This is a genomic window from Brachybacterium sp. EE-P12 (genome assembly GCF_003711805.1).
In the GTDB taxonomy this organism is placed as follows: Bacteria; Actinomycetota; Actinomycetes; order Actinomycetales; family Dermabacteraceae; genus Brachybacterium.
In genome coordinates this window covers 71,958-96,568 of the sequence record NZ_QXCP01000010.1, presented here as the reverse complement: position 1 = coordinate 96,568, position 24,611 = coordinate 71,958, and the positions used below count along the sequence as shown (strand labels likewise).

Below are 24,611 nucleotides of genomic sequence, written 5' to 3'. Positions count from 1 at the left end.
GGCGGTGTTCCGCCGCGAGCCGCACCGCTCCGTGCCGGGAGTCCCGGGGCGGCCTGGGGCACACCGTCGCACGACGAGAGGCGCGAGCGCCTCCCTCCGTTCATAGAACGACTTATGGGGCGCATAAGTTATGCCACGGCGTCGTGGAGGGGGCACCGTGGTCCAGGACGACGAACAGCGACATGGAGAGGACCCGCCACGATGACACCCCGTCCGATACCGCTGCGGCCCGACGACGCCGCTCAGCCCGTCCCGGACGACGGCGGCGACGGTGACGGGTCGGCCGCGTCGCGCGAGGCTCCCGCCGGCCTCGCCACGCGCCAGGTCCATGCGGGGTACACCCCGGGCATCGCGCAGAACACCGTCGCGGTGCCCGTGTACCAGTCCGTCGCCTACCGCTTCGACAGCTTCGCCGCCGCCCGCGAGACCTTCGCCCTGTCCCGCCCGGGCAACATCTACAGCCGCAACGGCAACCCGACCAACGCCGTGCTCGAGCGCCGCGTGAACGACCTCGAGGGCGGGGCCGGCGCGCTCGCGCTGGGCTCGGGGCAGGCGGCGGTGGCCGTCGCCCTCCTCACCCTTGTCGCCGCCGCCGGCCCCGGCCCCCACCACGTCGTGGCCTCGAACAAGCTCTACGGCGGCACCTCCGACCTGCTCGGCGACACCTTCGCGGACCTCGGAATCGACGTCACCTTCGTGGACCCCCTCGATGTCGATGCCTGGTCCTCGGCCCTGCGCGGGAACACCCGTGCGGTCTTCCTCGAGTCCATCGGCAACCCGGTCCTGACCGTCCCGGACCTGCGTGCGATCGCGGAGGTCGCCCATGCCGCGCAGATCCCCGTCGTCGTGGACAACACCATGGCCACACCGGTGCTGCTGCGCCCCCTCGAGCACGGGGCGGACATCGTCGTGCACTCGGCGACCAAGTATCTGGGCGGCCATGGCACGGCGATCGCCGGCGTGATCGTGGACGGCGGCACCTTCGAGTTCGATGCGCGCCCCGAGCGTTGGCCGCGCCTGACCCGGTCCTACGAGCGGTTCGGCGGTCTCGTCTTCACCGAGGCATTCGACGGAGCGGAGGGCCGCACGCCATATCTGGTCCTCGCCCGTGCCAAGTGCGTGCACGACCTCGGCCCCACCCTGTCCTCGACAAGCGCCTCCCAGATACTGCTGGGCCTCGAGACCCTCGAGCTTCGCGTGCGGCGACAGACGCGCACCGCTCTCGAGCTGGCGCGGTTCCTCGCCGAGCAGCCGCAGGTGGCGCGCGTCCATCATCCGGGTCTGCCCGGTCATCCCGAGCACGAGCGCATCCGCCGCCTGCTCCCGGACGGGACAGGGAGCGTGTTCTCCTTCGACCTGGCCGGAGGGCTCGAGGAGGTCGAGACCCTCATCGACTCCCTGGAGCTCTTCGCCCTGGCCGCGAACATCGGCGACGTGCGCTCACTGGTGGTGCACCCGGCCACCATGACGCACTCCCGACTCGATGCGGCGGGGCGGGCGGCGGCCGGGATCGACCACACCACCATCCGCCTCTCCATCGGCGTCGAGGACCCCGCCGACCTGCGCGCAGATCTGGCCCGCGCACTGCAGGCGGTGACCGCGCGCCACCACGACATCGTGGCGGACTGACCCCTCGGCCCTCCGCACCTCGCGCACACCGCGCCCGAGAACCGCCCGCAGCCCACGCATCATCACCCTGCCCGGCCCATCGGCCGCCGGCATCCGCACCACCTGCAGGAGAGACATGAGATTCGACTACTGGACCCCCGTGTACGGCGGGTTCCTGCGCAACGTCGGCGACGAAGGGATGCCGCCCACCTGGGAGTACATCCGACGGATCAGCACGCTCGCCGATCGGCTCGGCTTCGAGCTCACACTGGTTCCCGAGCTCTACCTCAACGACCGCAAGGGGCCCGAGGCCCCGAGCCTGGAGGCGTGGTCGCTGGCCACAGCGATCGCCGCGGTCACAGAGGAACTCGAGATCCTCACCGCTATCCGTCCCGGATATCACAACCCGCAGGTCACCGCCAAGCGGCTGTCCACCCTCGCGGACATCTCCGGCGGTCGCATCTCGCTGAACGTCGTCGCCGCCTGGTGGCAGGAGGAGGCGAGGCAGTTCGGCGGGGTGTTCCCCTCCCATGACGACCGGTACGTGCACTGCACCGAGTTCGTGGACGCGCTGCGCGGCCTGCTCAGCCGGACCCCGTACAGCCAGCACGGTCGCTACTTCGACATCGAGTCCACCGTCGTCGAGCCCAAGCCGGCCCGCGTGCCGGCGATCTACGCGGGCGGCGAGTCCGAGGGCGGGCGCGAGGCGATCGCCGTCTTCGCCGACTCCTACGTCACCCACGGCGGGACCGTGGAGGAGCTGCGGGAGAAGGTCGCGGACGTCAACGCCCGCCGCGCGCGCCTCCAGGGCTCCCCCTTCGACTCGATCGGCATGAGCGCCTACGTGATCGTCCGGGACACCGAGGCCGAGGCCCGTGCCGAGCTCGAGCGCATCACCGCCATCGACCCCACCTCGCCCGGGTACGCCTCCTTCGAGGAGTTCACGAAGCACTCGAACCTCGACGTGGAGGTGTCCGCCCGCGAGTACTCCGTCGGCACCCGCGCGCTGCGCCCGGAGCTGGTGGGCACCGCCGAGCAGGTCGCGGAGAAGATCCTCGCCTACCGGGACGCGGGCGTGAACCTGCTGCTCATCCAGGCCTCCCCGCTGCACGAGGAGCTCGAACGCATCGCCGAGGACCTGATGCCACTGGTGAGACAGCGCTGACGGGGTGCCGTGGCGGCGCCCGGGGTCGTCTGGACGGCCGAGCTGCGCTACGCCGCGGAGCCCGGATCGCCGCTCCGGTGCCGCTCCACGTACCGCGCGAAGTCCCACGGCTCCTGCCCGCGCTCGTCCCCGTCGAGGAACTCCGTCGCGGCCCTGCGCCCCTCGCGGTACAGCAGCTCACGGTCCTCGTCGGAGAGGTCGAACTGCGTGGGGCGCACCGAGTCGGTGTCGATGAAGATCGTCCGCTCCACCGCGTGCTGCGCGTCGATGTGCATCCGGTCGTAGAACCCGGTGACGGTGTCCACGACCGCCCTGCCGAAGGAGAGCGGGCCGCGGATCCGGTTGCGCTGGCCGAAGTCCGCCTCGGGCTTGGCCGAGAGCTTGATGCCGAAGGTGGGCCAGCGCGGCACCTCGCCGCCCGGCCGGTCGAAGACCGAGACGGGGAAGTTCGAGAGCATCCCGCCGTCCACCAGCACGGCTGTGCCGCCGCCGGGGATCTTCCAGCGCACGGGCCGGAAGAACAGCGGGATCGAGGAGGAGATGCGCACTGCCTCGGGCGATGCGCAGCCGTGCGGGGTCGACGCCGTACTCGGCCGCATCCCGGGGCAGGAGGCGCAGCCTCCCTGCCGAGAGGTCCGAGGCGGTCACCACCAGGCGGTATCGGCGCGGATCCGTCTGCTCCACGTCCACCTCGGGATCGTCCAGCGCGAGGTCCCCGAAGGTGCCGGAGCCGCCGGGGTCGGCATGCACGGCGAGCTGCTCCTCGAGCCACTGCGCGAGGAAGTCGCCCCGATGGACGCCGTTGTGCAGCAGGATCGCCAGGCCCTTGCCGGGCAGCGTGCGCGTCCACCACGGCCCGTCCTCGAAGCGCCGGTAGTCGGTGGAGCGGAGGATCTCGACCATGGTGCGGGCGGGGATCCCCGAGGCCGCCATCGCGCCCGCGATCGCCCCGGCCGACGAGCCCGCGACGCGGTGCACCCGGTAGCCGCGCTCCTCGAGCACCTCGAGCGCCCCGGCCAGGGCGATGCCCTTGACGCCGCCGCCCTCCATCACGAGGTCGACCCGACGCGAGAGGTCCTCGCCCCCGGCGTGCGCAGACCTGCTCTCGCCTCCACCTCCACCTCCACCTCTACCTCCACCTCCAGCGTGCGAGGCGGCGCTCGGCGTGGTGTCCGGCGAGGCGGCGGGCTGCGAGGGCGTCATGCCGCACAGGCTAGGGGAGAGGTGCGACGCCGAGCCCGTCGCGCCGACGGGCGGGCCGCTCGTGGACAGGTCCACGAGGCCGGGTCAGCGAAGAGGGGCGAATGGCGCGTCCGAAAGCCCTTGTTCGCTGACCGGCCGGCGGCGCGACGGCGGGCATGCCGGGACCCCGGGCGGACCGGAAGGATGTGTGCCCGGGGCGACTCATGCCGGCCCGCACACGAGTCCTCACGGCCACAGAAGCTCACCGGCCCCGTGGCGGCCGGACCCGCCCGGCCCCGGCCCGCCCGGACCCCGCCCTCCCCACGCAGAGACCCGCCGGGGCCGATGCGATCGCTCGCACCGACTCCGGCGGGTCAGGATCCTGCGGAAGCCCTGCTCAGAGGGTCTTCGCCAGCGGGTCGAAGCCCTCGGGCAGGACCGGCACGGTGTCCACGGAGGACTCGACGGGCACGAACTCGCCGCGCTCGGCCGACTCCTCGGCGGAGAGCATGATGTCCAGGACGTGATAGCCCACCTCGCCGCTCGCCACGTGCGGGCGGCCGTCCTGGATCGCGCGGACCATGTCCAGCAGGCCCAGGCCGCGGCCGGTGACCGGGCCCTCCTGCTGCACCTCGATCCACTCCTGCTCGGGCGGGGCCTCGCCGAAGGACTCGAAGGGGCGCACGTAGGCGATGCGGCCCTCGAACATGTTCGGGTCGGGGATCGAGAGCGAACCCTCGGTGCCGTGGATCTCCACGATGCCCTGACGGGCCAGCGGCGAGTCGAAGCTGACCAGGGAGGTGCCGGTCTGGCCGCCCTCGAACTGGGTGAGCACCGAGATGGTCGACGGCGGCTCGACGGGGAACGTCTTCCCCTTGTCCGGGCCGACGAGGATCTCGCGCTCCTCGCGCGCCTTCAGGCCCATCGCGGCGACCTTCTCGACGGTGCCGAAGAGGCTCACCAGGGTGGTGAAGTAGTACGGGCCGATGTCCAGCAGCGGGCCCGCGCCCTTGGCGAACAGGAAGGCGGGGTTCGGGTGGAAGACCTCCGGGCCCTGCCACTGCATGGAGGTCTGCGCGAACAGCGGGCGGCCGATGAGCCCGTCGAGGATCGCGCGCTTCGCGGTCTGGACCCCGGCGCCGAGCACGGTGTCGGGGGCGCAGCCGACGCGCAGCCCGGCCTCGTCGGCCTGCTTCAGCAGCGCGGCGGTGGACTCGCGGTCCAGACCCAGCGGCTTCTCGGTCCACACGTGCTTGCCCGCAGCGATCGCCTGCGAGGAGATCTCCGTGTGCACGGCCGGGATCGTCAGGTTGACGACGACCTGCACGCCCGGGTGGTCCAGGACGTCCTGGGCGGTGCCGGAGGCGGGGACGCCGTACTTCTCCGCCTGGGCCGCGGCACGCTCGGTGTCGAGGTCGCCGAGGATCAGCACCTCGACGTCCGGGAAGGTGGTGAGGTTGGTCAGGTACTGGTCCGAGATGACGCCGGCGCCGATGAAGCCGACGCCCACGGGGCCGTTGAAGGGGGTGGTCATGCGGCGAGTCCTCCGTCGATCAGGAAGCGGTAGCTGTTCTCGACGTCCTCGAACACGTCGCCGGGGGCGTTGTCGTACTCGATGACGGCGTACTTGACGTTCGTCGCGGCGTTCATCGCCTCGACGGTGGGCACCTCGCCCTGGCCGGCGTGACGCTGGTCCAGGCTCGAGGAGCTGAACTCGGGGGCGCCGGGTGCGAAGGGGTTGGACTCGGGCTTGATGCCGTCCTTGACGTGGATCGCGACGAGGCGGTCGCCGAGCTCCTGGACCAGCGCGACGACGTCCTGGCCGCCGACGAGCGCCCAGTACAGGTCCAGCTCGATCTCGACCGACGGGTCGACCAGCGACAGGAAGCGCTGGTAGGCGGTCTGGCCGTCGAAGTCCGCGAGGAACTCCTGGGCATGGTTGTGGTAGCCGACCGCGAGGCCGAACTCCTTCGCCTTCTCGGAGGCGGCGTTGAGGCGCTCGGCGATGTCCTTCACGCCGTCCTCGGTGAGCCAGCGCTCGGTGGGGACCATCGGGTCGATCACGGTCTTCATCCCGATCTCGGCGGCGGCCTCGAACACGACCTCGTTGGAGGGGGTGGGGATGGAGCCGTCCGGCGTCCACAGCTCGTCCGAGAGCAGCGGGGCGTGACCGGTGGGGGAGGCGAGGCCGGAGGCGTCCAGCGCCGCCCGGATCTCCTTCGGTCGACGCACGAAGTCGAAGGCCTCGACGTTCTTCAGGCCGATCTTCGCGAGCTTGTCGAGGGAGCCGTTCATGTCGGCGGAGAACTCCGCGGCCAGCGTGTACAGCTGGACGGAGGCGAGAGGCAATGCCACGGGTGACCTGCTTTCGTACGTCGTCGTCTGTGGGCGGGTCGCACCGCGGGCTCGCCGGCTCCGGGACGGGGCGTCCGGGCAGGACGCGGTGCGTGGGGGACAGCGTAGCACCGGATCCCACCAGTTGGAGGTTTTGCCTCCGACGGGCTGTCGGGGACGGATACTGTGGCGCCATGAGCACAGACGACGAGCCCGCCGGCGACCCGGCCGACCCCGCCGGCACTGCCGTCCCGTCGGTGCCGGTGCCGGCGAGGATCGGCCGCGCCGGCTCCTACTCCAAGGGCATCGCGCGGCGGCAGGAGATCCTCGACCGCGCGATCGAGGTGTTCCGCGACCGCGGGGCCGACGGCACCTCGCTGCGCCGGATCGCCGAGGCGATCGGCGTGTCCCACGGCGCGCTGCTGCACTACTTCTCCTCCCGAGAGGAGCTCCTGGTCGCCGTCTACGAGCACGCCGAACGCCGCCGCGATCTGGACCGGCTCGAGAAGGAGGGGCCGGAGGCCTTCGACGAGCTCGCCGTCGAGGTGATGGCGAACGCGGCGCTGGCGAACCTCGAGGTGCCCGGCCTGGTGCAGCTCTACTCGACCCTGGTCGCGACCTCTCTCGAGAACGAGAAGGGACCGGCCAAGGAGTTCTTCACCGCCCGCTTCGAAGGCGTGCGGGACAGGCTCGCGGGCCGCCTGCGGGAGGACCAGGCCGCGGGCCACGTGCGCAGCGACGTCGACCCCGAGCAGATCGCGGCGCTGATCGTCGCCGCCTCCGACGGCCTGCAGATCCAGTGGCTGCTCGAGCCCTCGGTCGAGCTGCAGCAGACCCTCGAGCTGTTCGCGGTGCTGCTCGCGCCGTGAGGCGCTCGGCGCTCACCCCTCGCTGAATGTAGACGATTCGTCTACAGTGGGTTCATGGCTACCTCCGAGACCACCACGGTCAGAGTTCGACGACACGATTCCGAACGTCTCCAGGTCCTCGCCAAGTCGCGGGGCACATCCGTCATCGATGTCGTGCATGTCGCGATCGACGCACTGGAGAAGCAGGAGTTCCTACAGGGCCTGACTGCCGATTATGCACGGCTGCGTGAGGATCCCGAACTGTGGGAGCAGTACGTGGCCGAGCGGCAGGAATGGGATTCGCTGACGTGATCTGGCGGGGAGACGTCCATGATGTCGATCTCGGGCAGCCGGTCGGTCACGAACCGGCGTTCCGTCGGCCGGCCGTCGTGGTCTCCGTCGACATCCTCAACAACGGTCCGGGCGGCTTGATCACGGTCGTGCCGATCACCTCCGCCGCCTATGGGTTGCGCAGCCACGTCGAGATCGAGCCGGGCACCACAGGCCTCGGGCACATCTCCCATGCCCGGTGCGATCAGCTGCGCACCATCTCGACCACACGACTCGTCACGCGCCGCGGAATGGTCGGTCCGGCTGAGCTGAGCGAGATCGACCGCGCCCTGCGATTCGTGCTCGACCTCTGAAGTCGGCCCGCATATCGGGTGCGCTGTGAAGGCGACCCCGCCGCCTCGTCATGGCTGTTCGGTCGCCCGGTCGTTGCCCCGCCGTCGGCTTCGCACAGCCGACGGGCGACGCCTGACGACAGTCGGCGCCTGACCCTCTCGAGCAGTACCGCGAGACGATCGTCGAGGCCCCGAGCTTCGCCCGGCTAGCCCAGGGGGCGGTCACCTTCGACATCTTCTACGCCGGGTCCATGCCGTGCATGCCCGCCCACATGCGCTCGCTCTTCAGCCCCGTCGAGCTCACGGACTGGACCCCGGCCGGGCCGTTCACCTTCACCAAGGGTCTGCGCACGATCCGGGTCGAGGCCGTGGGCGGGCGGATGAACCCCTGGCGGCACGGCACCCCCTGTTCGACCTCGAGCAGGACCCGCAGCAGCTCTCGCCGCTGGTCGACGACGAGGCCGAGCTGAGGATGGCACGGCTCCTCGCCGAGGCGATGCGAGTGAACGACGCACCGGCCAGCCAGTTCGCACGCCTCGGGCTGCCTGTCCAGGGCGAGGTGCTCGCTGGGGTGTGAGCGCGGGGCGCGCGGCCCGTCGACGCAGTGACATGCTGGACCGGGCCCGTCGGCGGCGCCGCTCTGATGATGAAGGGACTGAAGGATGACGACCGAGACACCTGCGACCAGCGGATGCGGCTGCGGCTGCGGCACCCCGAGCCGGGAGCAGCTGCTCCCTGATCTCTCCGTCCCGGGAGCGCGCGCGACCGCGTCGGCCGGCACCGGCCGCCACGCCATCGAGCAGATCCGGGTTCCCGCCGGCACCTTCACCATGGGCGACTCCTCCGGCGACAAGAACCGCGCCGACGGGGAGACGCCCCGGCACGAGGTCGCCATCAGCACCTTCGACATCGATGCCACGACCGTCACCAACGACGCCTTCGCCCGCTTCGTCGAGGCGACCGGCTACGTCACCGAAGCGGAGAGCTTCGGATTCTCCGCCGTCTTCCACCTCGCGCTCGCCGCGCCGGAGGAGGACATCATGGGCCCGGCCGACGGCACTCCGTGGTGGGCGGGCGTCAAGGGTGCCGACTGGCGCCACCCGGGCGGGCGGCTCTCCGATCTCGACGGACTCGGCGACCGCCCCGTCGTCCACATCTCCTGGAACGACGCGATCGCCTACTGCGACTGGGCCGGCCGGCGCCTGCCCACCGAGGCCGAGTGGGAGTACGCCGCCCGCGGCGGGATCGACGGCGCGAAGTATCCCTGGGGCGATCAGGAGGTCGACGAGGGCGGCTGGCGCGCCAACATCTTCCAGGGCGAGTTCCCCCGCCGGAACACCTGCGAGGACGGCTACCTCACCACCGCCCCCGTGCGCAGCTTCACGCCGAACGGCTACGGGCTGTGGCAGATGGTCGGCAACGTGTGGGAGTGGTGCGAGGACTGGTTCCACCCCGCCACCTACCGCCGCGGCGCCACGGCCGACAAGCGCACCACGGTCACGGACCCCGTCGGCCCCCAGGACGGTCAGACCCGCGTCATGCGCGGCGGCAGCTACCTCTGCCACCTCTCCTACTGCAACCGCTACCGCAACTCGGCCCGCTCGCAGAACACCCCCGACTCCTCGATGGGCAACGGCGGATTCCGCACCGTCGGCCGACGGGACGGGCGTGCATGAGCGTCGACCGCCGCTTCCCCAGGAGCGTCTACGGCGAGGGCGAGGAACCCGATCCCCGCTTCAGCCTCGCCAACGAGCGCACCTTCCTCGCCTGGCTGCGTACGGCGCTGGCGATGTACGCGGCGGCCTTCGCGCTCGAGGCGCTGTCGCTGCCGGAGGCGACCGGGTGGCGGATCGCCGCCGCAGCGGTGTTCCTGGCGCTCGGCACCCTGTCCGTGGTGCAGGCCTGGATCGGATGGCGCGCCACCGAGCGCTCCCTGCGCCGCGCCGAGCCGCTGCCGGGCCTCGCCTCCGGGGCGCTGCTGGTCATCGGCGTGGTGATCGCCGCCGCGCTCGTCACCATCGGGCTGTACGCGTGAGCGCCCCGGCCGACGGGAGCGGGGAGCGGGACCGGCTCTTCGACCCCGGCCTCCAGCCGGAGCGGACCCTGCTGGCCTGGCGCCGCACCTGCCTCGCCTTCGGGGTCGCGAGCCTGGTGGGGATGCGGTTCACCATGCCGCAGCTCGGTCTGGTCGCCGTGCTCCTCGGGATCCTCGGCGCGGGGCTCGCCGTCCTCGCCTACGCCCTCGCCGCCACGGGATACCGCCGCGCCCACGCCTCGCTGCACGGCACCGGCCTGCTCGACCGCAGCGGCATCCCGCTGCTGCTCGCCACCGTCGCGGTGCTCCTGGTGGGCATCCTCTGCGGCGTCATGCTGCTCGCCGACGTCGTCGGCTGACCGCTGGCCGCTGGCCGCGCAGGCGCAGTGGCAACGGGCTGGCGTCGGCGGTGAGGGCGTCGTGTCGCCGGCGGGCCTATAGCGGCACGAGGTGGTCATATAGCCAGCTCATGTCGCCTGAGGCCCGTCGGCGACACCGGGGTCGCCCGCCCGGTCTCTCCTGCCGGGCCGCCCTGTCCCGGTCTCGTGGGCCGACCGTAGGCTGGCACCCCTGCCGCTCCTCTGACCTGCGCCTTACGAGCCCGGGTCGTCCCGCTCCGTCCACGAAGAAGGCCGATTCCCACGACCACGCCGACCCTGCGCCGTTTCGGTCCGCTCCGAGACCGCCACTCCCGCCCCTACCTCCTCACCGCCGGGCTGTCGATGATGGGTGACAACATCGAGCACGTCATCACCTACTGGGTGCTGTGGGAGGTGTTCGAGTCCCCGTGGCTGGTGGGCTTCCAGGTGATCAGCCACTGGCTGCCGTTCCTGCTGTTCTCGGTGCTGTTCGGCGGCCTCGCGGAGAAGTACGACTGCCGACGCATCATCCAGATCGCCCAGGGCCTGTTCGCCTTCGTGTCCCTGAGCTGGGGTCTGCTGTTCCTCACCGGGACGCTGGAGATGTGGAGCGCCTGCGTGCTGCTGGTGCTGCACGGCTGCGCCGGGGCGCTGTGGGGTCCGGCCGAGCAGCTGATGCTCCACGACTTCGCCGAGCCCGTCGAGCTGCCCAGCGCCGTGCGCCTGAACGCGACGTTCAAGTCCCTCGGCGTGCTCGCGGGCCCGATCGTCGGCTCGCTCCTGCTGCTGCTCCTGGGGCCGACGTGGGGGATCTTCGCGAACATCGTCTTCTACCTGCCGATGACGCTGCTGATGCTGCGCACGCCTTTCACGGGCCACTCCCGAAGCGGCCACGTGCACCGGGAACGGATCTCGATCCTGGACACCCCGCGGGTGCTGCGCACGGTCGGCAGCGACAAGGTGCTGGTGGGCATGATCGCGCTCGCCGGCCTGATCGCGGTGTGCGTCGGGGCGTCGCTGCAGGTCGCGATGCCGAACTTCGCCCAGGTGCTCGGCGCCGGTGACGAGGGCGGGCTCGGCTACGGCGCGCTCCTGTTCGCCAACGGCGTCGGGGGAGTGGTGGGCGGCTTCCTGCTCGAGGCCACCGGGATCCTGAAGGTCGACGTGCGCGGGGCGGTCATCGCGGCGGTGCTGTTCGGACTCACCTCGCTGATCGTCGCGACGACGACGAGCTATCCCATCGCGCTGATCGCGCTCGTGATCGGCGGCGTCGCGAACCTCGCCGCGACCGCGATCGGGCAGGCGCTCGTGCAGCTGCGCGCCCCGGAGGACCAGCGTGGGCGCGTCGTCGGCGTCTACTCGATGATCGGCAGCGGCATGCGCACCGGAAACGGCATCACGATCGGCTGGCTCGGCGCGCTGCTCGGGGTGAGCGGCGCGGTGGCCGTGGGCGGGCTCGGACTCATGGTCGGCGCGCTGCTGATCGGCGTGCTCATCGCCCTGCAGACCCGTCGGGGCCACGGCGCCGCCGCCTGACTGCGGTGCGGCAGGTCAGCGGTCGCTGCGGCGCTGCCACCACAGCAGTCCGGCACCGCCGAGGATCGCCAGGCCTGCGAGGGCGGCGGTCACGAGCGCGTTCGTCCCGGTCGCGGCGAGCTCGTCGTCGTCGGAGTCGTCGGCTCCCGCGCGGGGCTCGTCGGCTCCAGCGCCAGGCTCACTGCCCCCTGCGCTGCTCCCGTCGGAGCCCCCGCCGTCGGACGCGCCGACCCCGCCGCCCGCCGGCACCTCGATCTGCGAGGCGTCGGCCGACGGGTCGATGACGGTGCGGGCGTCCTCGGGGGAGGTGCCGACCTGTCCGGAGGAGACGCCGTTCGCGAACAGCGAGGTCATCAGGGCCGCGAGCGCGGCGGACTGCTCCTGGTCCGCGGTCGGGTCCGGGGACGCGGAGGGGAAGTCGTCGGTCGCCGAGCCGGGCTGCTCGGGCGGCTGCGGGAGAGCGGGTCGCGAGCCCTGGGCGGGATCGCCGGCCGTCGACGGGGCAGGCTCCTTGTCGCTGTCGTCCTCTGCGGCACCGTTCGAGGAACCCTTCGAGCCGGAGGAGCCCTTCTCCTTCGTGCCGGAGCTGCCGGAGCTGTCGGAGCTCCCGGAGCTGTCGGAGCTGCCATCTCCGTCGGAGCCGTCCGCCCCGTCGCCGTCGGAGCCGCTGGCGCTCCCGGAACCATCGGTCGAGCCGGAACCGGCGGCACCCCCGGACGTGCTGTCACCGTCGGGTCCCTTGTCCTGACCGCCGGAGGAGTCGTCGCCCCCCGTGCTGTCGTCGGCACCGGGATCGCCCTGATCATCACCAGCGCCGTCGTCCGAGCCGTCGCCGACAGCGTCCTCGTCGGCCCCGTCGCCCTTCTCTCCGTCGTCCTGCTGGTCGCCGCCCTTCGAGCCCTCGTCCTTCGAGTCCTCGTCGTCGGAGCCACCCTCTTGCGGGTCGTCCTCGTCCGCGGATTCGGGGACCGTGAACTGGACGTTGTTCGACCAGCCTCCTTCCGAGATCTGGAAGGAGTGCGTGCCGCTCTGCGAGGGGGTGTACTCCCAGACCTCGACGCTGGTCGACGTCACGCTTCGCCCCCCGTCCTCATCGAGGGTGTCGACGTGCCCGTCCGGCTCGACGACCGAGACCTCTGCGGTTCCACGCTCGGGGAAGCAGCGCACGGTCAGAGAGACGTCGTCGGCGATCTCCACGGAATCGGCCGAGAGCGCGAGCTCCGGGACGACCTTCTCCGGGTCGTCCGGATCGAGGGCGCAATCCGTCGAGGCGTCGCTCCCGGCCGGGTCCTCGCCCCCGCCGTCGGACGCCCCCGACTCCTCGGCGAAAGCCGCCGTCGGCCCGATCGCGCACGCGGCGACGAGGAGCAGCCCGGCGGAGAGCCGGGAGGCCTTGCGGCGGACAGACATCTGGAACCTTCGGAAGCGTGCACGGACCCGCCATACTGTAGGAGGCGACGTCGCCGCGGGGGACCCCGAGGAGTTCATCCCCCGGCAAACTTTTCATGAACACCCGCTGGGGTGCGCACCGGAGGAGCCCGAGATGAGCCTGGATGAACTCGGCGCCGGAACCGCGCCCGACCAGGAGGCGAGCGCTCCCGCGGCTCCGCTGTCGGAGGCGCAGGCCCGCGAGATCGCCGACGAGGCCGAGGCGGTGGTGCGCGAGATCGCGACCGTCGTCGAGGGCAAGGAGGAAGTGGCCCGCATCGCAGTGCTGGTGCTGCTGACCGGCGGGCACCTCCTCATCGAGGACATCCCCGGCGTGGGCAAGACGATGCTGGCCAAGTCGCTCGCCGCCGCTCTCGGCGCCGAGCGCCACCGCATCCAGTTCACCCCGGACCTGCTGCCCGGCGATGTCACCGGCGCGAGCGTGTTCAACCAGGCCAGCGGCCAGTTCGAGTTCCGGCCCGGGGCCGTGTTCACCCAGATCCTGCTGGCCGACGAGATCAACCGCGCCTCCCCGAAGACCCAGTCGGCGCTGCTCGAGGCGATGGAGGAGCGCCAGGTCAGCGTCGACGGCACGACCTATGCGCTGGCCGAGCCGTTCATGGTCGTCGCGACCGCGAACCCCGTCGAGATGGAGGGCACGTACCGTCTGCCCGAGGCGCAGCGCGACCGCTTCCTCGCCCAGACCTCGATGGGCTACCCGGTCGCCTCCGCCGAGGCGCGCATGCTCGAGGCGCAGGCCGGGCCCGTGCCCGACGGGGACCGGGAGATCGTCGACGCGGTCAGGCAGCGCACCAGCCCCGAGCGGATCGCCGCCCACGTGCGGGCGGTGCGCAGCGTCTACGCCTCCCCGGTGATCCTCCAGTACGTGGTGCGCCTGGCCGAGGCGACCCGCTCCCACCCGCAGGTCACCCTCGGCGCCTCGCCCCGCGCCGCCGTGCACCTCGTGCGCGCGGCGAAGGCGAACGCGGCCCTCGCGGCGCGCAGCTTCGTCACCCCGCAGGACATCGCCGACGTCATCTTCCCCGTCTGGCGCCACCGCCTCCACCTGACCCCGCAGGCTCTCTCCCGCGGCGCGAGCGCCGGGGAGCTGGTGGACCAGGTCCTGCGCAGCACCCCGCAGACGTGACCCGGCGCGCACGCACGGTCCTCCGCCCCACCGGGCGGGGGATCGTCGTGCTCCTCGCCTGCGCCGCGCTGTGGCTGCTCGGCGACCTCACGCGTGTCGAGCCCGCCCGGCAGCTCGCCGCCGGGCTGCTGCTGCTCCTGGTCGTCGGCGGGATCGGGATCGCCGTCTGCTCCCGCGGGCTCGACATCCGCCGCCGGGTCGTCGACGACGCGGTGCCCGTCGGCGGCCTCGCGCGCGTGATGCTCGAGACCACCTCGACCCCATGGATCACCGTGGTGCCGCTGGGCCGCGCGATCGTGCGCGAGCGCCTGCCGGCGCCGCTCGGCGGCCAGGGCGACCTGCCGCTGTCCGCGCGCATGCCGCACGTGCTGCGGGTGGGTCGACGGGGCGCGCACCGCCTCGGCCCGTACGCCGTCCTGGTCCGCGACGTGTTCGGCCTCTTCCACCTGCGCCGCACCGTCGAGGACGAGCTGCGGGTGACGGGCCTGCCCGTGATCGGCGCGATGTCCCCCGCCGCCGAGCGCCTCACCGGCATCGCGCACAGCGGCCCCCTCGGCGCGGCGCCCGCCGCCGGGGTGGGGGAGATCGGCCAGATCGCCCGCCCGTACGCCGCCGGCGACGACGTCCGCCGCATCCACTGGCGTGCCAGCGCCCGCACCGGCCAGCTCATGACCCGTGAGGACGAGCCGTCGGCGGGGCACAGCGCGGTCGTCGTCCTGGACACCACGCGCCGCGAGGGCCTCGATCCCCAGGTCGAGGACGCCCTGGTCTCCCATGCCGCGACCGTGCTGGAGTCGCTGGGCCTGAACGGCTGGGAGGTGCGGATCGTGGACGCCTCGGGCGACGAGATCGCCCGCACCCAGCGCCGCCGGGGGATCCCCGGCCCCTCGCCGCTGGGCAGCGAGGCCGATGCCGTCGAGCGCCGCGCCTCCCTCCTCGCCCTCGCGGAGGTCGACTTCGACGACGACGAGCAGCACGGCGTCGGCCGCGACCACGCCGCCGGTCACGCCGAGCTCGCGATCGCGCTCGGCCCCGACCTCGGTGATCCCTTCGCCGGGCTCGAGCTGGACCGCTTCGCGGGCCGTGCCACGCGCCGCACCGCGATCGCGCTGGGCCCCGCCTTCGACGAGGCGCAGCCCGAGACGCCCCCGCGTGCGCGCCGCATCGGCCCCGCCGACGGCGACGACTTCGGTCACGCCCATGAGGAGCACGCCGCCCGCCTCGCCGCGGAGCATGCCGCCGTCCGGGCGGAGCGTCCGCCGCGCCGCTCCCGCCTCGGCGCATGGACGCTCGTGAGCGGCAGCTCCGCCGACACCCTCGACGACCTGCTGACCAAGGCCCTGGAGGAGGAGCGATGAGCCCGCTCATGGGCCGTCCCTCCCTCGAGGGCGGGCATCTCCTGGGCCGGGCGCTGCTGCTCCTCGGCGCGCTGCTGCTCGCCGCGGCGCCCGTCTCGCAGCTGCTGCAGGGACCGTCCTGGCTGCTGCTGACCCTGACCGGCGCGGCACCCGTCGTGCTGGGCGGGGTGGTGCTGCGCCGCCTGCTGGCCCGCCCGATGCTGGTGCCGGTGCTGCAGCTGGGCCTGGTGGCGGTGCTGCTGCTCGCGGTGGAGACGGCACAGGGCCTCGCGCCCTGGACGCAGGGCCCGCTCGCCGTCGCCGCGGCGCAGCCGGAGGTGCTGCGACAGGGCGTGCAGGAGCTCGCTTCGGGCCTGCCGCCCCTCTCCCTCGGCGCGCCGGGGATCGTGATCGTCGTGGCGCTGGCGGCGCTGCTCGCCCTGCTGCTGGACCTGATGTACCTCGACCTCGGCTGGCACACCCCGACCGCGCTCCTGCTCGGCGGGGCGCTGCTCGTGCCGGCCCTCCAGCAGCCCACGGGCGGGCCGTGGTGGAACGTCGTCGGCCCCCTCGCCGCGGCCGCCGCGATCCTCGCCACCCGCACCGTCCACGGCGATCCGCGCTATCTCGAGGGTGACCGCCGACCCCAGGCGGGGCCCGTGCCGCGCCCCGGCCGGACCGCCGGCGTGACCGTGCTTTGCGTGGTGCTCGTCGCCGGTCTCTCCCCGCTGCTCGGCCCGGCGCTGCCGCAGCTGCTCCCGCCCCGGATCGCGCTGAACGTGGACGTGCTGGAACGCTGGCAGGACCCCGACACGCCGCGGCTGGGCCCGGTGATGATCGACGACGAGGTCTCCGTGCGCCGCTCCCTGCTCGAGCAGTCCGACACCGAGGTGCTGCGCTACACCACCACCTCCGAGGACCCCTCCTACCTGCGCCTGCGCACCCTGAACCGCTTCGACGGGGAGACCTACCGGGCCGATGAGCGCGGGGAGGAGCCCGTGCTCGGGGTCACCTCCTTCTCCGACGCGCGCGAGGACGGGACCGCGGTGGACGCCGACAGCGGCGACCTCCAGGAGACCGACGTGGAGCTGCAGAGCCTGGGCGGTGACCGGCTGCCGATGCCGGAGAACGTGCGGGAGGTGGACGCGGGCAGCACCGCGCTGCGCCGCGCGATCACGCTGCAGCCCACCGACGGCGAGGCGAGGCTCGAGTTCGTGCCCCCGGACCTGTCCGGCCAGCACTACACCGTGCTCACCGAGCAGCGCACCTCCTCCGCCGAGGAGCTGCGCGCCGTCGCCCCCGAGGCGGTCCGCGCCCCCTTCGCGACCGGCTACACCTCGGAGGACGAGGTGCCGCAGGCCGCGGCCGAGCTCGCGCAGCAGCTCGTGGACGACGCCGGGGCGGAGAACGGCTTCGACGCCGCGGTCGCCTTCCAGGAGTACTTCAGCACCTCCTTCGCGTACTCCCTCACGGTCAGCACCCCGCCCGGCGAGGACCCGCTGGATTCCTTCCTCGAGGACCGGATCGGCTACTGCGAGCAGTTCGCCTCCACCTTCGCCCTGATGATGACCGCCCAGGGATATCCCTCCCGGGTCGTCATCGGGTTCACGGCGGGGGACGTCGACGGGGACGAGCACGTGGTCACCGCCCGCAACGCCCACGCCTGGCCCGAGGTGTGGTTCGGCCCCGAGCACGGCTGGGTGCGGTTCGAGCCCACCCCCGCCGCGGCCGCGAACGGCGTGAGCGCCCCCGAGGTCACCCAGCAGGCTCCCGACGCGGAGGAGCCCGAGACGCCCGAGGACACCGCCGAGGCCCCGACCTCCGAGGAGGAGGGCGAGAGCAGCGAGGAGGGCACCAGCGAGGACGAGACCACCGAGACGACCGAGGAGGACCAGTCCGCCGAGCAGGGCCCCTCGCCCGAGACCGTGCAGCGCATCGAGTGGGGCACCGTGAGCCTGCTCGGCCTCGCCGCGCTGCTGGCCACCGCCGCCGCCGTGGTCGTCCTCGCGATCCGGCGGCACCGTCGCCGCGCCCGCGAGGAACGCTGGGCGGCGCTGCATGCCGGTGCCGGTGCCGGGGCCGGTGCCAGGGCGCTCGAGTCCGAGCGCCTGCGCCGGCGCGCGGGGGACCTCGCCTGGTCAGAGCTGACCCGCGAGCTGCGCGTGCGGGAGACGGCGATCCGCTGGCTGGGACTGACGGGGGCGTGGGGCCGGCCGCCCAAGCAGCTGGCGATGAACCCCGCCCTGCCGCCGCATCGCGCCGTCCAGGACCTGCTGGACCAGGTCGCGGACGGTCAGCGCGAGGTCACGGACGAGGACCGCGCCGCAGCCGCCCGCCTCGCCGACGCCCGCACCGCCGCCGCTTACGCCGCCCCGCTCCCCGACGCTCCCACCGCCGCCGACGCCGCCCCGTCCCGCGCCACGCCGGACGACGCCGCCGCTCGCGCTCCCGCCCCCGGTGCCGCATCGCCGCCGCAGCACCCTCTGCGCGCCGACGCCGACCGGATCGTCGAGCTCATCCGCACCGCCCGCTGACCCCGCACCGCCCCACCCTGCCGCGCCCGGGGGTCAGCGCACGGCGGCGGCCTCGTCGGCCTCGTCGGCGGAGCCGGGGGAGACCGGCGAGACGGGGGAGGCGGCGCCGGCGTTCAGGCCGAAGAGCCGGTTGCGTGCCTGCTCCTCGAAGATCCGTGCCGCGCGCAGCGAGTCGACCTCGCCCACCACGGGGTTCGGCTGGTGCGTGGCGCGCGAGCCGCCGTAGAGGGACAGGAGGTTCATCGCGACGGCGCGCTGGTTGCGGTGGCCGAGCATCTTGGTGATGTGCACGCCGAGCCAGGCCGCCCAGCCCATCGAGCCGGAGAGGCCGCCCAGGAAGGGGATCTCCGCGATCGCGGCATGGCGACCGATCGTGGCCATGGTGCCGAGGTTCGTGTAGGAGAAGGTGGGCCGGGCCTTGCCCTTCACGTCGGCGGCGATCGACCGCGCCACCGCCGCGCCGGTCTGGATCGCGGGCTGCGCGAGCTGGGGGAGTGGCTCGTCCTGGGCGGCGATGTCGCCTGCGGCGTACACGCCGGGGAAGTCCTTGACCTGCAGGTGGTCGTCGACGGCAAGGCGGCCGCGCTTGTCCTGCGGCAGACCCCACTCGGAGACCGCGTCGGGGACCGCGACGCCCGCGGCCCAGATGGTGATGTCCGATTCGAGGATCGAGTCGTCATCGAGGACCACGTGGTCGTAGCCGACCTCCTTGACCCCGTGGCCCAGGCGCAGCGTGACCCCGCGATCGCGCAGCTCGTCCGCGGCGTACTGGCGGTACTTGTCGCTGAACTCCTTGAGCAGCTCGTCCCCGCGCTGCAGCACCGTGACCTGCAGGGTGCCGGGGTCCATCTCGGGATAGAGGATGTCCAGCTCCTGCATGCGGAAGTCCGCGAGCGCCCCGGCGATCTCCACGCCCGTCGGCCCGCCGCCGACGATGCACACGTGCAGCTTGTCGTGGGTGCGCCAGGCCTCGCGGCTCGAGCGCTCGAGCTCCGAGAAGACCCGGTCGCGGATGGCGAGCGCCTGCGCGCGCGTGTACATCGGCATCGCGTGCTCCTCGGCGCCCGGCGTGCCGAAGTAGGTGGTGGTCGCGCCGCCCGCGAGCACGAGATAGTCGTAGGAGAGCTCCTGGTCGCCGCGCTGGCCCTCGTTGAGCGTGACGATCTTCCGCTCGGGGTCCACGCCCACGACCTCGCCCTGGCGGTAGCGCATGTTCGGCACCTTCAGCGAGAGGCCGCGCAGGAACATGGTGACGTCGCCCGGGTTCAGGCCCGCGGTCGCGACCTGGTACAGCAGCGGCTGGAAGGTCTTGTAGACGTTGCGGTCGATGAGGGTGACGCGCACCCGGGAGTCGCGCAGGCCCAGCACCGCGTTGGCGCCGGCGAACCCGCCGCCGACGATCACCACGTGCGGCCAGCTGGCGCCGTCCTTCGCGGGGACAGTGGGACGGCGGCTGAGGAACGGCAGCATCATGGGGAGGACTCCTTGGGCGGCGCGTCGGCCGACGGGGCGCGGCGGTGGCCGGCCAGGTCGTGCACCGCATCTGATCGAGGGGAGAGCGGCGGAGTGTGCGGGCTTCGGGCGGTGAGGGCCGTCCGCGATCCGATCCGAGATCGTCGGGCCGGGGCCGCGGGGCGGGAGACCCGGACCGTCCAGAGTCCTCGCCGATGCTACCCACTTCTGCGCGGCGGGGCACCAGCACGAGCGGGCCATCCGGTCACGACTCACACGCTCGGGGCGGGCACGGTGAGCGGCGTCTCGTGCCGGCCCGGGCGGGTGAACGGCGGATGACGGTTCCGTCCCGGTCCGCCGAACCGGTGGCGGTATCGCCGCGGATGGGGTGAGATGTGATGGCGCGCACCCCGGCGCGGCTCCCTCCCTCTCCGTCCCTCCCCTCCCGCTCAGGCCGTCTCGCGGCCGCACCTCCCAGGAGACTCCCCATGCACGCCCACCCTGTCGCAGGCGCCCTGCGCGGCGCGGCCGTCGGCCTCGGCGCCGCAGCGCTCGCGCTGTCCGGAGCATTCCTCCCCCAGGACGCGCTCGCGGCCGAGCCCGGCCAGGAGATCACCCTGATGGGCTTCAACGACTTCCACGGCGCGCTCGGCGGCGCCTCGGCCCTCGCCTGCCAGGTCGAGACCGTGCGCGGGCAGAGCGAGACCTCGTTCCTGTTCTCCGCCGGGGACAACGTCGGCGGCTCCGCCTTCGAGTCCGCGGTGCAGGACGACGAGCCGACGATCGACGTCCTGAACGCCCTCGGCGTCGACGCGACCGCGATCGGCAACCACGAGTACGACCAGGGCAAGGCCGACCTGTTCGAGCGCATCGAGCCGCGCACCGAGTTCCCCGACCTCGCCGCGAACGTGTACGACGAGGCCACCGGCGAGCGGGTCCATGACGCGTACACGATCGTCGAGCGCGACGGGGTGGAGGTCGCCGTGATCGGCGCGGTCACCACGAAGACGGTCGGCAAGGTCAGCCCCGCCGCGATCGATGGCCTCACCTTCGGGAACCCGGTCGAGGCGGTCAACGACGTGATCGGCGAGCTCGAGGCCGACGGGGTCGAGTACGACGTCGCCGTCGCGCTCTACCACGAGGGCGCCAGCGGCAGCGGCGAGGTCGGCTCCGCGCCGACGAACTCCGACCCGATCTTCGACCAGATCGTCTCCGGCACCGACGCCGAGGTCGATGCGATCTTCAACGGCGACTCCCACCGCACCTACGCCTTCACCGCCCCCGTGCCCGGGCAGGACGGCGAGGAGCGCCCGATCCTCCAGACCGGCTCGAGCGCCGCGAACCTCGGCACCGTCACCCTGCAGCGCGGCGAGGACGGGGACTGGGACGTCTCCGCGGATCCCGCCCTGCGCTCCACCGGGGAGGACTGCACCACCTCCACCGAGGTCACCGAGGAGGTCACCGAGATCGCGCAGTCCGCGATCGACGAGGCCGCCGTGGTCGGTGCGGAGCCCGTCGGCTCGATCGACGGGGACATCACCACCTCGTGGGACGACACGAAGGCCTCGTACATCGACGGCGTGCGCACCCCCGACTCACCGGTCACCGAGCAGGCGACCACCAAGGGCGACAACCGCGCCCGGCACTCCGCGGCCGGGAACATGCTCGCCGACTCGATGCGGTGGTACCTCGAGGACGCGGGCCTGGCCGGCGAGCACGAGGTCATCGGGTTCATGAACCCCGGCGGCATCCGCGCCGAGCTCTGGGACGCCGAGTCCCCCGCGGGCGAGGGCGACGGCGTGGTCACCTACGCCGAGGCGAACAGCATGGTCCCCTTCGGCAACACCTTGAACTCCGGCGAGGTCACCGGCGCCCAGCTCACCCAGATGCTCGAGGAGCAGTGGCAGCGCGGCGAGGACGGCGGCGACGTCGACGAGGGCGACGAGGCGTTCCTCGCCTTCAGCGTCTCCGAGAACGTCGAGTACGTCTACGACAGCAGCCGCGGCACCGACGACCGGGTCCTCGAGATCCGCGTGGACGGCGAGCCGATCGATCCCGAGGGCACGTACACGATCGTCACCGCGAGCTTCCTCTTCGAGGGCGGCGACAACATGTGGGCCCTCTCCGAGGCGCAGGACGTGCGCGACTCCGGGGTGCTGGACCGCGATGCGTTCATCGCCTACCTGCAGGCGCACGAGGACCTCGCGCCGGACTACTCCCAGCGCCAGGTGGACCTGCAGCTCGCCGGCGACGAGGACGCGCCGACGCTGCGCCTCGCGGGCCTGGAGTCCCAGAGCCTCGGCGCACCGGAGATCACCTCCGTCACCGTCGACGTGGGCGAGCACGGCACCTTCGAGGCGCCCTACGGCCCGGACGAGGAGACCGGCGCGCCCCTCGCCGAGGTCGCCCTCGCCGAGGGCCTGTGCGCCTCCGAGGGCGCCCCCGTCCCGCTGACCATCACCACCGCCCCAGCCACCGGGACCGAGATCACCGCCGAGCTGCCCGTCACCGAGGACTGCGGTGAGGGAGGCGAGCCCGGCGAGGCGCAGGAGGTGTCGATCGCCGAGATCCAGGGCACCGGCGCCGAGAGCCCGCTCGTCGGCGAGGCCGTGACCACCGAGGGCGTCGTCACCGCCGTCTACGCGACCGGCGGCCTGAACGGCTACGTCATCCAGACCGGCGGCACCGGCGGGGCGCTGGACGTCGACACCCACACCGGCTCCACCGCCGTGTTCGTCTATTCCCCGTCGACCGCTTCCCAGGTCGAGATCGGCGACTCCGTGCGCGTGACCGGCGAGGTCTCCGAGTACCACGGCTCCACCCAGATCACCGTCGGCGCCGACGGTCTCGAACCGCTGGACGAGGCGCTCGAGCCGGTCGAGCCCGCGACCCTCGACGGCGGCTTCCCCACCGAGGAGGAGCAGCGCGAGAGCATCGAGCACATGCTCTACCTGCCCGGCGAGGAGGAGTTCACCGTCACCGACGTGTACGCCACGAACCAGTACGGCGAGGTGGCCCTCGCGATCGGCGACGAGCCGCTCCAGCAGGCCGGGGACATCATGCGCCCCGGCGAGGAGGCCACCGCCTACTACGAGAGCCGCGAGGAGCTCAAGGTGCTGCTGGACGACGGCCGCACCACGAACTTCCAGAGCACCCCCACCGAGCCGATGAGCTGGCTGACCACCGAGGAGCCGGTGCGGGTCGGGGCCGCCCCCGTCTTCACCGAGCCCGTCGTGGTCGCCTACTCCTTCGACGCCTGGCGCCTGAACACCACCACCCCGTGGGAGTCCGCGGAGACCGACGGCGTCGACTTCGAGAACACCCGCCAGGACACCCCCGACGAGGTGGGCGGCGATGTGCAGGTCAGCACCTTCAACGTGCTGAACTACTTCACCACCCTCGGCGAGGACACCCCCGGCTGCGAGCCCTACACCGACATCGACGGGAACGGCACCACCGTGCGCGGAGGCTGCGACCTGCGCGGCGCGTGGGGCGCCGACGACCTCGAGCGCCAGCAGTCCAAGATCGTCGACGCGATCTCCGGCACCGGCGCCGACGTGGTGGGCCTGACCGAGATCGAGAACTCGGCCCGCCTCGGGGAGGAGGCCGACGAGGCCACCGCCACCCTCGTCGCCGCACTGAACGAGAAGGACGGCGAGGGCACCTGGGCCTACGTCCCCACCGGTGAGGCCTACGCCGCGCAGGGTCTGGACGGCGGCCAGGACGTGATCACCAACGCGATCATCTTCAAGCCCGCCGAGGTGCGCCCCGAGGGGCAGATGCAGATCCTCGCCGACGACCCCGCCTTCGACAACGCCCGCGAGCCGCTCGGCCAGGTGTTCGTGCCGATCGACGGCGACGGTGCCCAGCAGGTCGAGGGCGAGCCGTTCTTCTTCACCATCAACCACTTCAAGTCCAAGGGCTCGGCCGACGCCGAGGACGCAGGCCTCCCGGCCGACCCGGTCCAGGGCAACGCCCGCACCTCCCGCCTCCAGCAGGCCGAGGCGCTGCTGACCTGGGGCGAGCAGACCGCATCCGAGCTCGGGGTCGAGGACGTCCTGCACGGCGGCGACTTCAACGCCTACACCCAGGAGGAGCCGCTGCAGACGTTCTACGAGCAGGGCTTCGTGAACCTCGGCGAGACCCACGACCCGGAGGGCTGGTCCTACAGCTTCGGCGGCATGGTCGGCTCGCTCGACCACGTGATCGCCTCCCCGTCGGCCGCCGAGCGCGTCACCGGCGCGACCGACTGGCAGATCAACGGCCCCGAGTCGGTGATGGCCCAGTACGGCCGCTACCGCAACAACGTGGTGGATCTGTACGAGGAGGGCCCCTTCGCCTCCTCCGACCACGACCCGATGATCGTGGGACTGGACGCCGGGTACGAGGAGGCGCCGACCCTCCCGGACTTCACCGACGTGCGCTCCGACCACCCGTACCACGACGAGATCAGGTGGGCGGCCGGCAGCGGCATCGTCCCCGGCGGGGAGGACGGCACCTTCCGTCCCACCCGCGCCGCGGACCGCGTCACCCTCGCCGCGGGCCTGTACGAGATGGCGGGCCGTCCCGAGGTGGATGTCCCCGCGAGCTCGCCGTTCAAGGACGTGAAGGCCGATCACCCGCACTACGAGGCGATGCTGTGGGCCGAGTCCGAGGGCGTGCTCACCGCGAACAAGGGCGGCGCGTTCCGCCCGAGCGCGGCGCTGAGCCGGGGGATGGTCGCCGAGGCGCTGTACGCCGCGGCCGGCTCGCCCGAGGTGGGCTCGCCCAGCGGTGACGCGCAGGCCGACGCGATCGCGTGGCTGCAGGCCGAGGGCCTCGACGAGGGCATCGTAGACGGGGACGACCTCCGCCCGAACGCCCGCGTCGACCGCGCCGAGACCGCCGCCTGGCTGTACCGTTTCGACCGCCTCTGACCCGGGCCGCCGGGGCCGGTCCTCTCCGGCCCCGGCCCGGGCGTCACCACCGGCTGACCGTTGAAGGGACGTGAGCGGCACCAGGCCTCCACATCACAGGCCGGGCG

19 protein-coding genes and 1 pseudogene are annotated in these 24,611 nt (G+C 72.6%); 14 read left to right on the top strand and 6 right to left on the bottom strand.

Annotated elements, in window-relative coordinates; genetic code table 11:
* Positions 1–201: 201 nt before the first annotated feature.
* Both D1648_RS15380 and D1648_RS15375 read left to right on the top strand, forming a co-directional pair.
* Complete coding sequence (locus tag D1648_RS15380) at positions 202–1,629, top strand: O-acetylhomoserine aminocarboxypropyltransferase/cysteine synthase family protein (protein ID WP_122943485.1); 1,428 nt, start codon at positions 202–204, stop codon at positions 1,627–1,629.
* A 115-nt stretch (positions 1,630–1,744) separates the two neighbouring features.
* Positions 1,745–2,773, top strand: a complete 1,029-nt coding sequence (locus D1648_RS15375; RefSeq protein ID WP_122943484.1) for an LLM class flavin-dependent oxidoreductase — start codon at positions 1,745–1,747, stop codon at positions 2,771–2,773.
* Between the two features lie 47 nt (positions 2,774–2,820).
* Here D1648_RS15375 and D1648_RS18460 read toward each other — a convergent pair whose 3' ends face one another.
* The 4 genes and pseudogenes from D1648_RS18460 to D1648_RS15360 all read right to left on the bottom strand — a co-directional run bounded on the left by D1648_RS18460 (position 2,821) and on the right by D1648_RS15360 (position 6,310).
* Positions 2,821–3,321 (bottom strand): patatin-like phospholipase family protein, encoded by a 501-nt coding sequence (locus tag D1648_RS18460; protein WP_305038063.1) that lies wholly within the window; start codon positions 3,319–3,321, stop codon positions 2,821–2,823.
* 157 nt (positions 3,322–3,478) lie between these two features.
* A pseudogene (locus D1648_RS18300) lies at positions 3,479–3,823 on the bottom strand (patatin-like phospholipase family protein); the annotation flags it as partial.
* Positions 3,824–4,352: 529 nt separating this feature from the next.
* Positions 4,353–5,489: a Gfo/Idh/MocA family protein gene (locus D1648_RS15365; RefSeq protein WP_122943483.1), complete on the bottom strand. Its 1,137-nt coding sequence runs from the start codon at positions 5,487–5,489 to the stop codon at positions 4,353–4,355.
* Positions 5,486–6,310 carry a sugar phosphate isomerase/epimerase gene (locus D1648_RS15360; RefSeq protein ID WP_122943482.1) on the bottom strand — a complete coding sequence of 275 codons (825 nt, stop codon included), beginning with the start codon at positions 6,308–6,310 and terminating at the stop codon, positions 5,486–5,488. The genes D1648_RS15365 and D1648_RS15360 overlap by 4 nt, the downstream gene beginning before the upstream one ends.
* Before the next feature lie 173 nt (positions 6,311–6,483).
* Here D1648_RS15360 and D1648_RS15355 point away from each other — a divergent pair, with 173 nt between their 5' ends.
* The 8 genes from D1648_RS15355 to D1648_RS15320 all read left to right on the top strand — a co-directional run bounded on the left by D1648_RS15355 (position 6,484) and on the right by D1648_RS15320 (position 11,690).
* Positions 6,484–7,158, top strand: a complete 675-nt coding sequence (locus tag D1648_RS15355) for a TetR/AcrR family transcriptional regulator (RefSeq protein WP_122943481.1) — start codon at positions 6,484–6,486, stop codon at positions 7,156–7,158.
* Between the two features lie 54 nt (positions 7,159–7,212).
* The gene (locus D1648_RS15350; protein WP_122943480.1) at positions 7,213–7,449 is read left to right on the top strand and encodes a hypothetical protein; all 237 of its coding nucleotides are present in this window, start codon (positions 7,213–7,215) and stop codon (positions 7,447–7,449) included.
* Positions 7,431–7,781 carry a type II toxin-antitoxin system PemK/MazF family toxin gene (locus tag D1648_RS15345; RefSeq protein ID WP_241155538.1) on the top strand — a complete coding sequence of 117 codons (351 nt, stop codon included), beginning with the start codon at positions 7,431–7,433 and terminating at the stop codon, positions 7,779–7,781. Before D1648_RS15350 ends, D1648_RS15345 begins: the two co-directional genes overlap by 19 nt.
* A gap of 230 nt (positions 7,782–8,011) precedes the next feature.
* Positions 8,012–8,230, top strand: a complete 219-nt coding sequence (locus tag D1648_RS15340; protein WP_122943478.1) for a hypothetical protein — start codon at positions 8,012–8,014, stop codon at positions 8,228–8,230.
* A gap of 192 nt (positions 8,231–8,422) precedes the next feature.
* Positions 8,423–9,436, top strand: a complete 1,014-nt coding sequence (locus tag D1648_RS15335) for a formylglycine-generating enzyme family protein (protein WP_122943477.1) — start codon at positions 8,423–8,425, stop codon at positions 9,434–9,436.
* Entirely contained in the window at positions 9,433–9,795 is a 363-nt protein-coding gene (locus tag D1648_RS15330) for a YidH family protein (protein WP_122943476.1), read from the top strand. Before D1648_RS15335 ends, D1648_RS15330 begins: the two co-directional genes overlap by 4 nt.
* A complete protein-coding gene (locus D1648_RS15325; RefSeq protein WP_206424829.1) occupies positions 9,792–10,154 on the top strand; it encodes a DUF202 domain-containing protein in 363 nt (120 codons plus the stop codon). The genes D1648_RS15330 and D1648_RS15325 overlap by 4 nt, the downstream gene beginning before the upstream one ends.
* 222 nt (positions 10,155–10,376) lie before the next feature.
* The gene (locus tag D1648_RS15320) at positions 10,377–11,690 is read left to right on the top strand and encodes an MFS transporter (protein ID WP_370239843.1); all 1,314 of its coding nucleotides are present in this window, start codon (positions 10,377–10,379) and stop codon (positions 11,688–11,690) included.
* A 15-nt stretch (positions 11,691–11,705) separates the two neighbouring features.
* On the opposite strand, the gene D1648_RS15315 is transcribed toward D1648_RS15320, so the two are convergent.
* A complete protein-coding gene (locus D1648_RS15315) occupies positions 11,706–13,100 on the bottom strand; it encodes an LPXTG cell wall anchor domain-containing protein (protein WP_122943473.1) in 1,395 nt (464 codons plus the stop codon).
* 133 nt (positions 13,101–13,233) lie between these two features.
* Here D1648_RS15315 and D1648_RS15310 point away from each other — a divergent pair, with 133 nt between their 5' ends.
* The 3 genes from D1648_RS15310 to D1648_RS15300 are packed head-to-tail and all read left to right on the top strand — an operon-like array spanning position 13,234 to position 18,136.
* A complete protein-coding gene (locus D1648_RS15310; protein ID WP_122943472.1) occupies positions 13,234–14,265 on the top strand; it encodes a MoxR family ATPase in 1,032 nt (343 codons plus the stop codon).
* Entirely contained in the window at positions 14,262–15,623 is a 1,362-nt protein-coding gene (locus D1648_RS15305) for a DUF58 domain-containing protein (RefSeq protein WP_122943471.1), read from the top strand. Before D1648_RS15310 ends, D1648_RS15305 begins: the two co-directional genes overlap by 4 nt.
* A complete protein-coding gene (locus D1648_RS15300) occupies positions 15,620–18,136 on the top strand; it encodes a transglutaminase domain-containing protein (RefSeq protein ID WP_122943470.1) in 2,517 nt (838 codons plus the stop codon). Before D1648_RS15305 ends, D1648_RS15300 begins: the two co-directional genes overlap by 4 nt.
* A 33-nt stretch (positions 18,137–18,169) precedes the next feature.
* On the opposite strand, the gene D1648_RS15295 is transcribed toward D1648_RS15300, so the two are convergent.
* Entirely contained in the window at positions 18,170–19,609 is a 1,440-nt protein-coding gene (locus D1648_RS15295) for an NAD(P)/FAD-dependent oxidoreductase (RefSeq protein WP_122943469.1), read from the bottom strand.
* A gap of 467 nt (positions 19,610–20,076) precedes the next feature.
* Here D1648_RS15295 and D1648_RS15290 point away from each other — a divergent pair, with 467 nt between their 5' ends.
* On the top strand, positions 20,077–24,504 hold the full coding sequence (locus D1648_RS15290; RefSeq protein WP_122943468.1) for an ExeM/NucH family extracellular endonuclease: 4,428 nt from the start codon (positions 20,077–20,079) through the stop codon (positions 24,502–24,504).
* Positions 24,505–24,611: the final 107 nt, after the last annotated feature.

Coding starts and splice junctions, on each gene's coding strand:
- D1648_RS15380 (WP_122943485.1), top strand. CDS start 202: ATGACACCCCGTCCGATACCGCTGCGGCCCGACGACGCCGCTCAGCCC.
- D1648_RS15375 (WP_122943484.1), top strand. CDS start 1,745: ATGAGATTCGACTACTGGACCCCCGTGTACGGCGGGTTCCTGCGCAAC.
- D1648_RS15365 (WP_122943483.1), bottom strand. CDS start 5,489: ATGACCACCCCCTTCAACGGCCCCGTGGGCGTCGGCTTCATCGGCGCC.
- D1648_RS15355 (WP_122943481.1), top strand. CDS start 6,484: ATGAGCACAGACGACGAGCCCGCCGGCGACCCGGCCGACCCCGCCGGC.
- D1648_RS15350 (WP_122943480.1), top strand. CDS start 7,213: ATGGCTACCTCCGAGACCACCACGGTCAGAGTTCGACGACACGATTCC.
- D1648_RS15345 (WP_241155538.1), top strand. CDS start 7,431: ATGGGATTCGCTGACGTGATCTGGCGGGGAGACGTCCATGATGTCGAT.
- D1648_RS15340 (WP_122943478.1), top strand. CDS start 8,012: ATGCCGTGCATGCCCGCCCACATGCGCTCGCTCTTCAGCCCCGTCGAG.
- D1648_RS15335 (WP_122943477.1), top strand. CDS start 8,423: ATGACGACCGAGACACCTGCGACCAGCGGATGCGGCTGCGGCTGCGGC.
- D1648_RS15330 (WP_122943476.1), top strand. CDS start 9,433: ATGAGCGTCGACCGCCGCTTCCCCAGGAGCGTCTACGGCGAGGGCGAG.
- D1648_RS15315 (WP_122943473.1), bottom strand. CDS start 13,100: ATGTCTGTCCGCCGCAAGGCCTCCCGGCTCTCCGCCGGGCTGCTCCTC.
- D1648_RS15310 (WP_122943472.1), top strand. CDS start 13,234: ATGAGCCTGGATGAACTCGGCGCCGGAACCGCGCCCGACCAGGAGGCG.
- D1648_RS15300 (WP_122943470.1), top strand. CDS start 15,620: ATGAGCCCGCTCATGGGCCGTCCCTCCCTCGAGGGCGGGCATCTCCTG.
- D1648_RS15295 (WP_122943469.1), bottom strand. CDS start 19,609: ATGATGCTGCCGTTCCTCAGCCGCCGTCCCACTGTCCCCGCGAAGGAC.
- D1648_RS15290 (WP_122943468.1), top strand. CDS start 20,077: ATGCACGCCCACCCTGTCGCAGGCGCCCTGCGCGGCGCGGCCGTCGGC.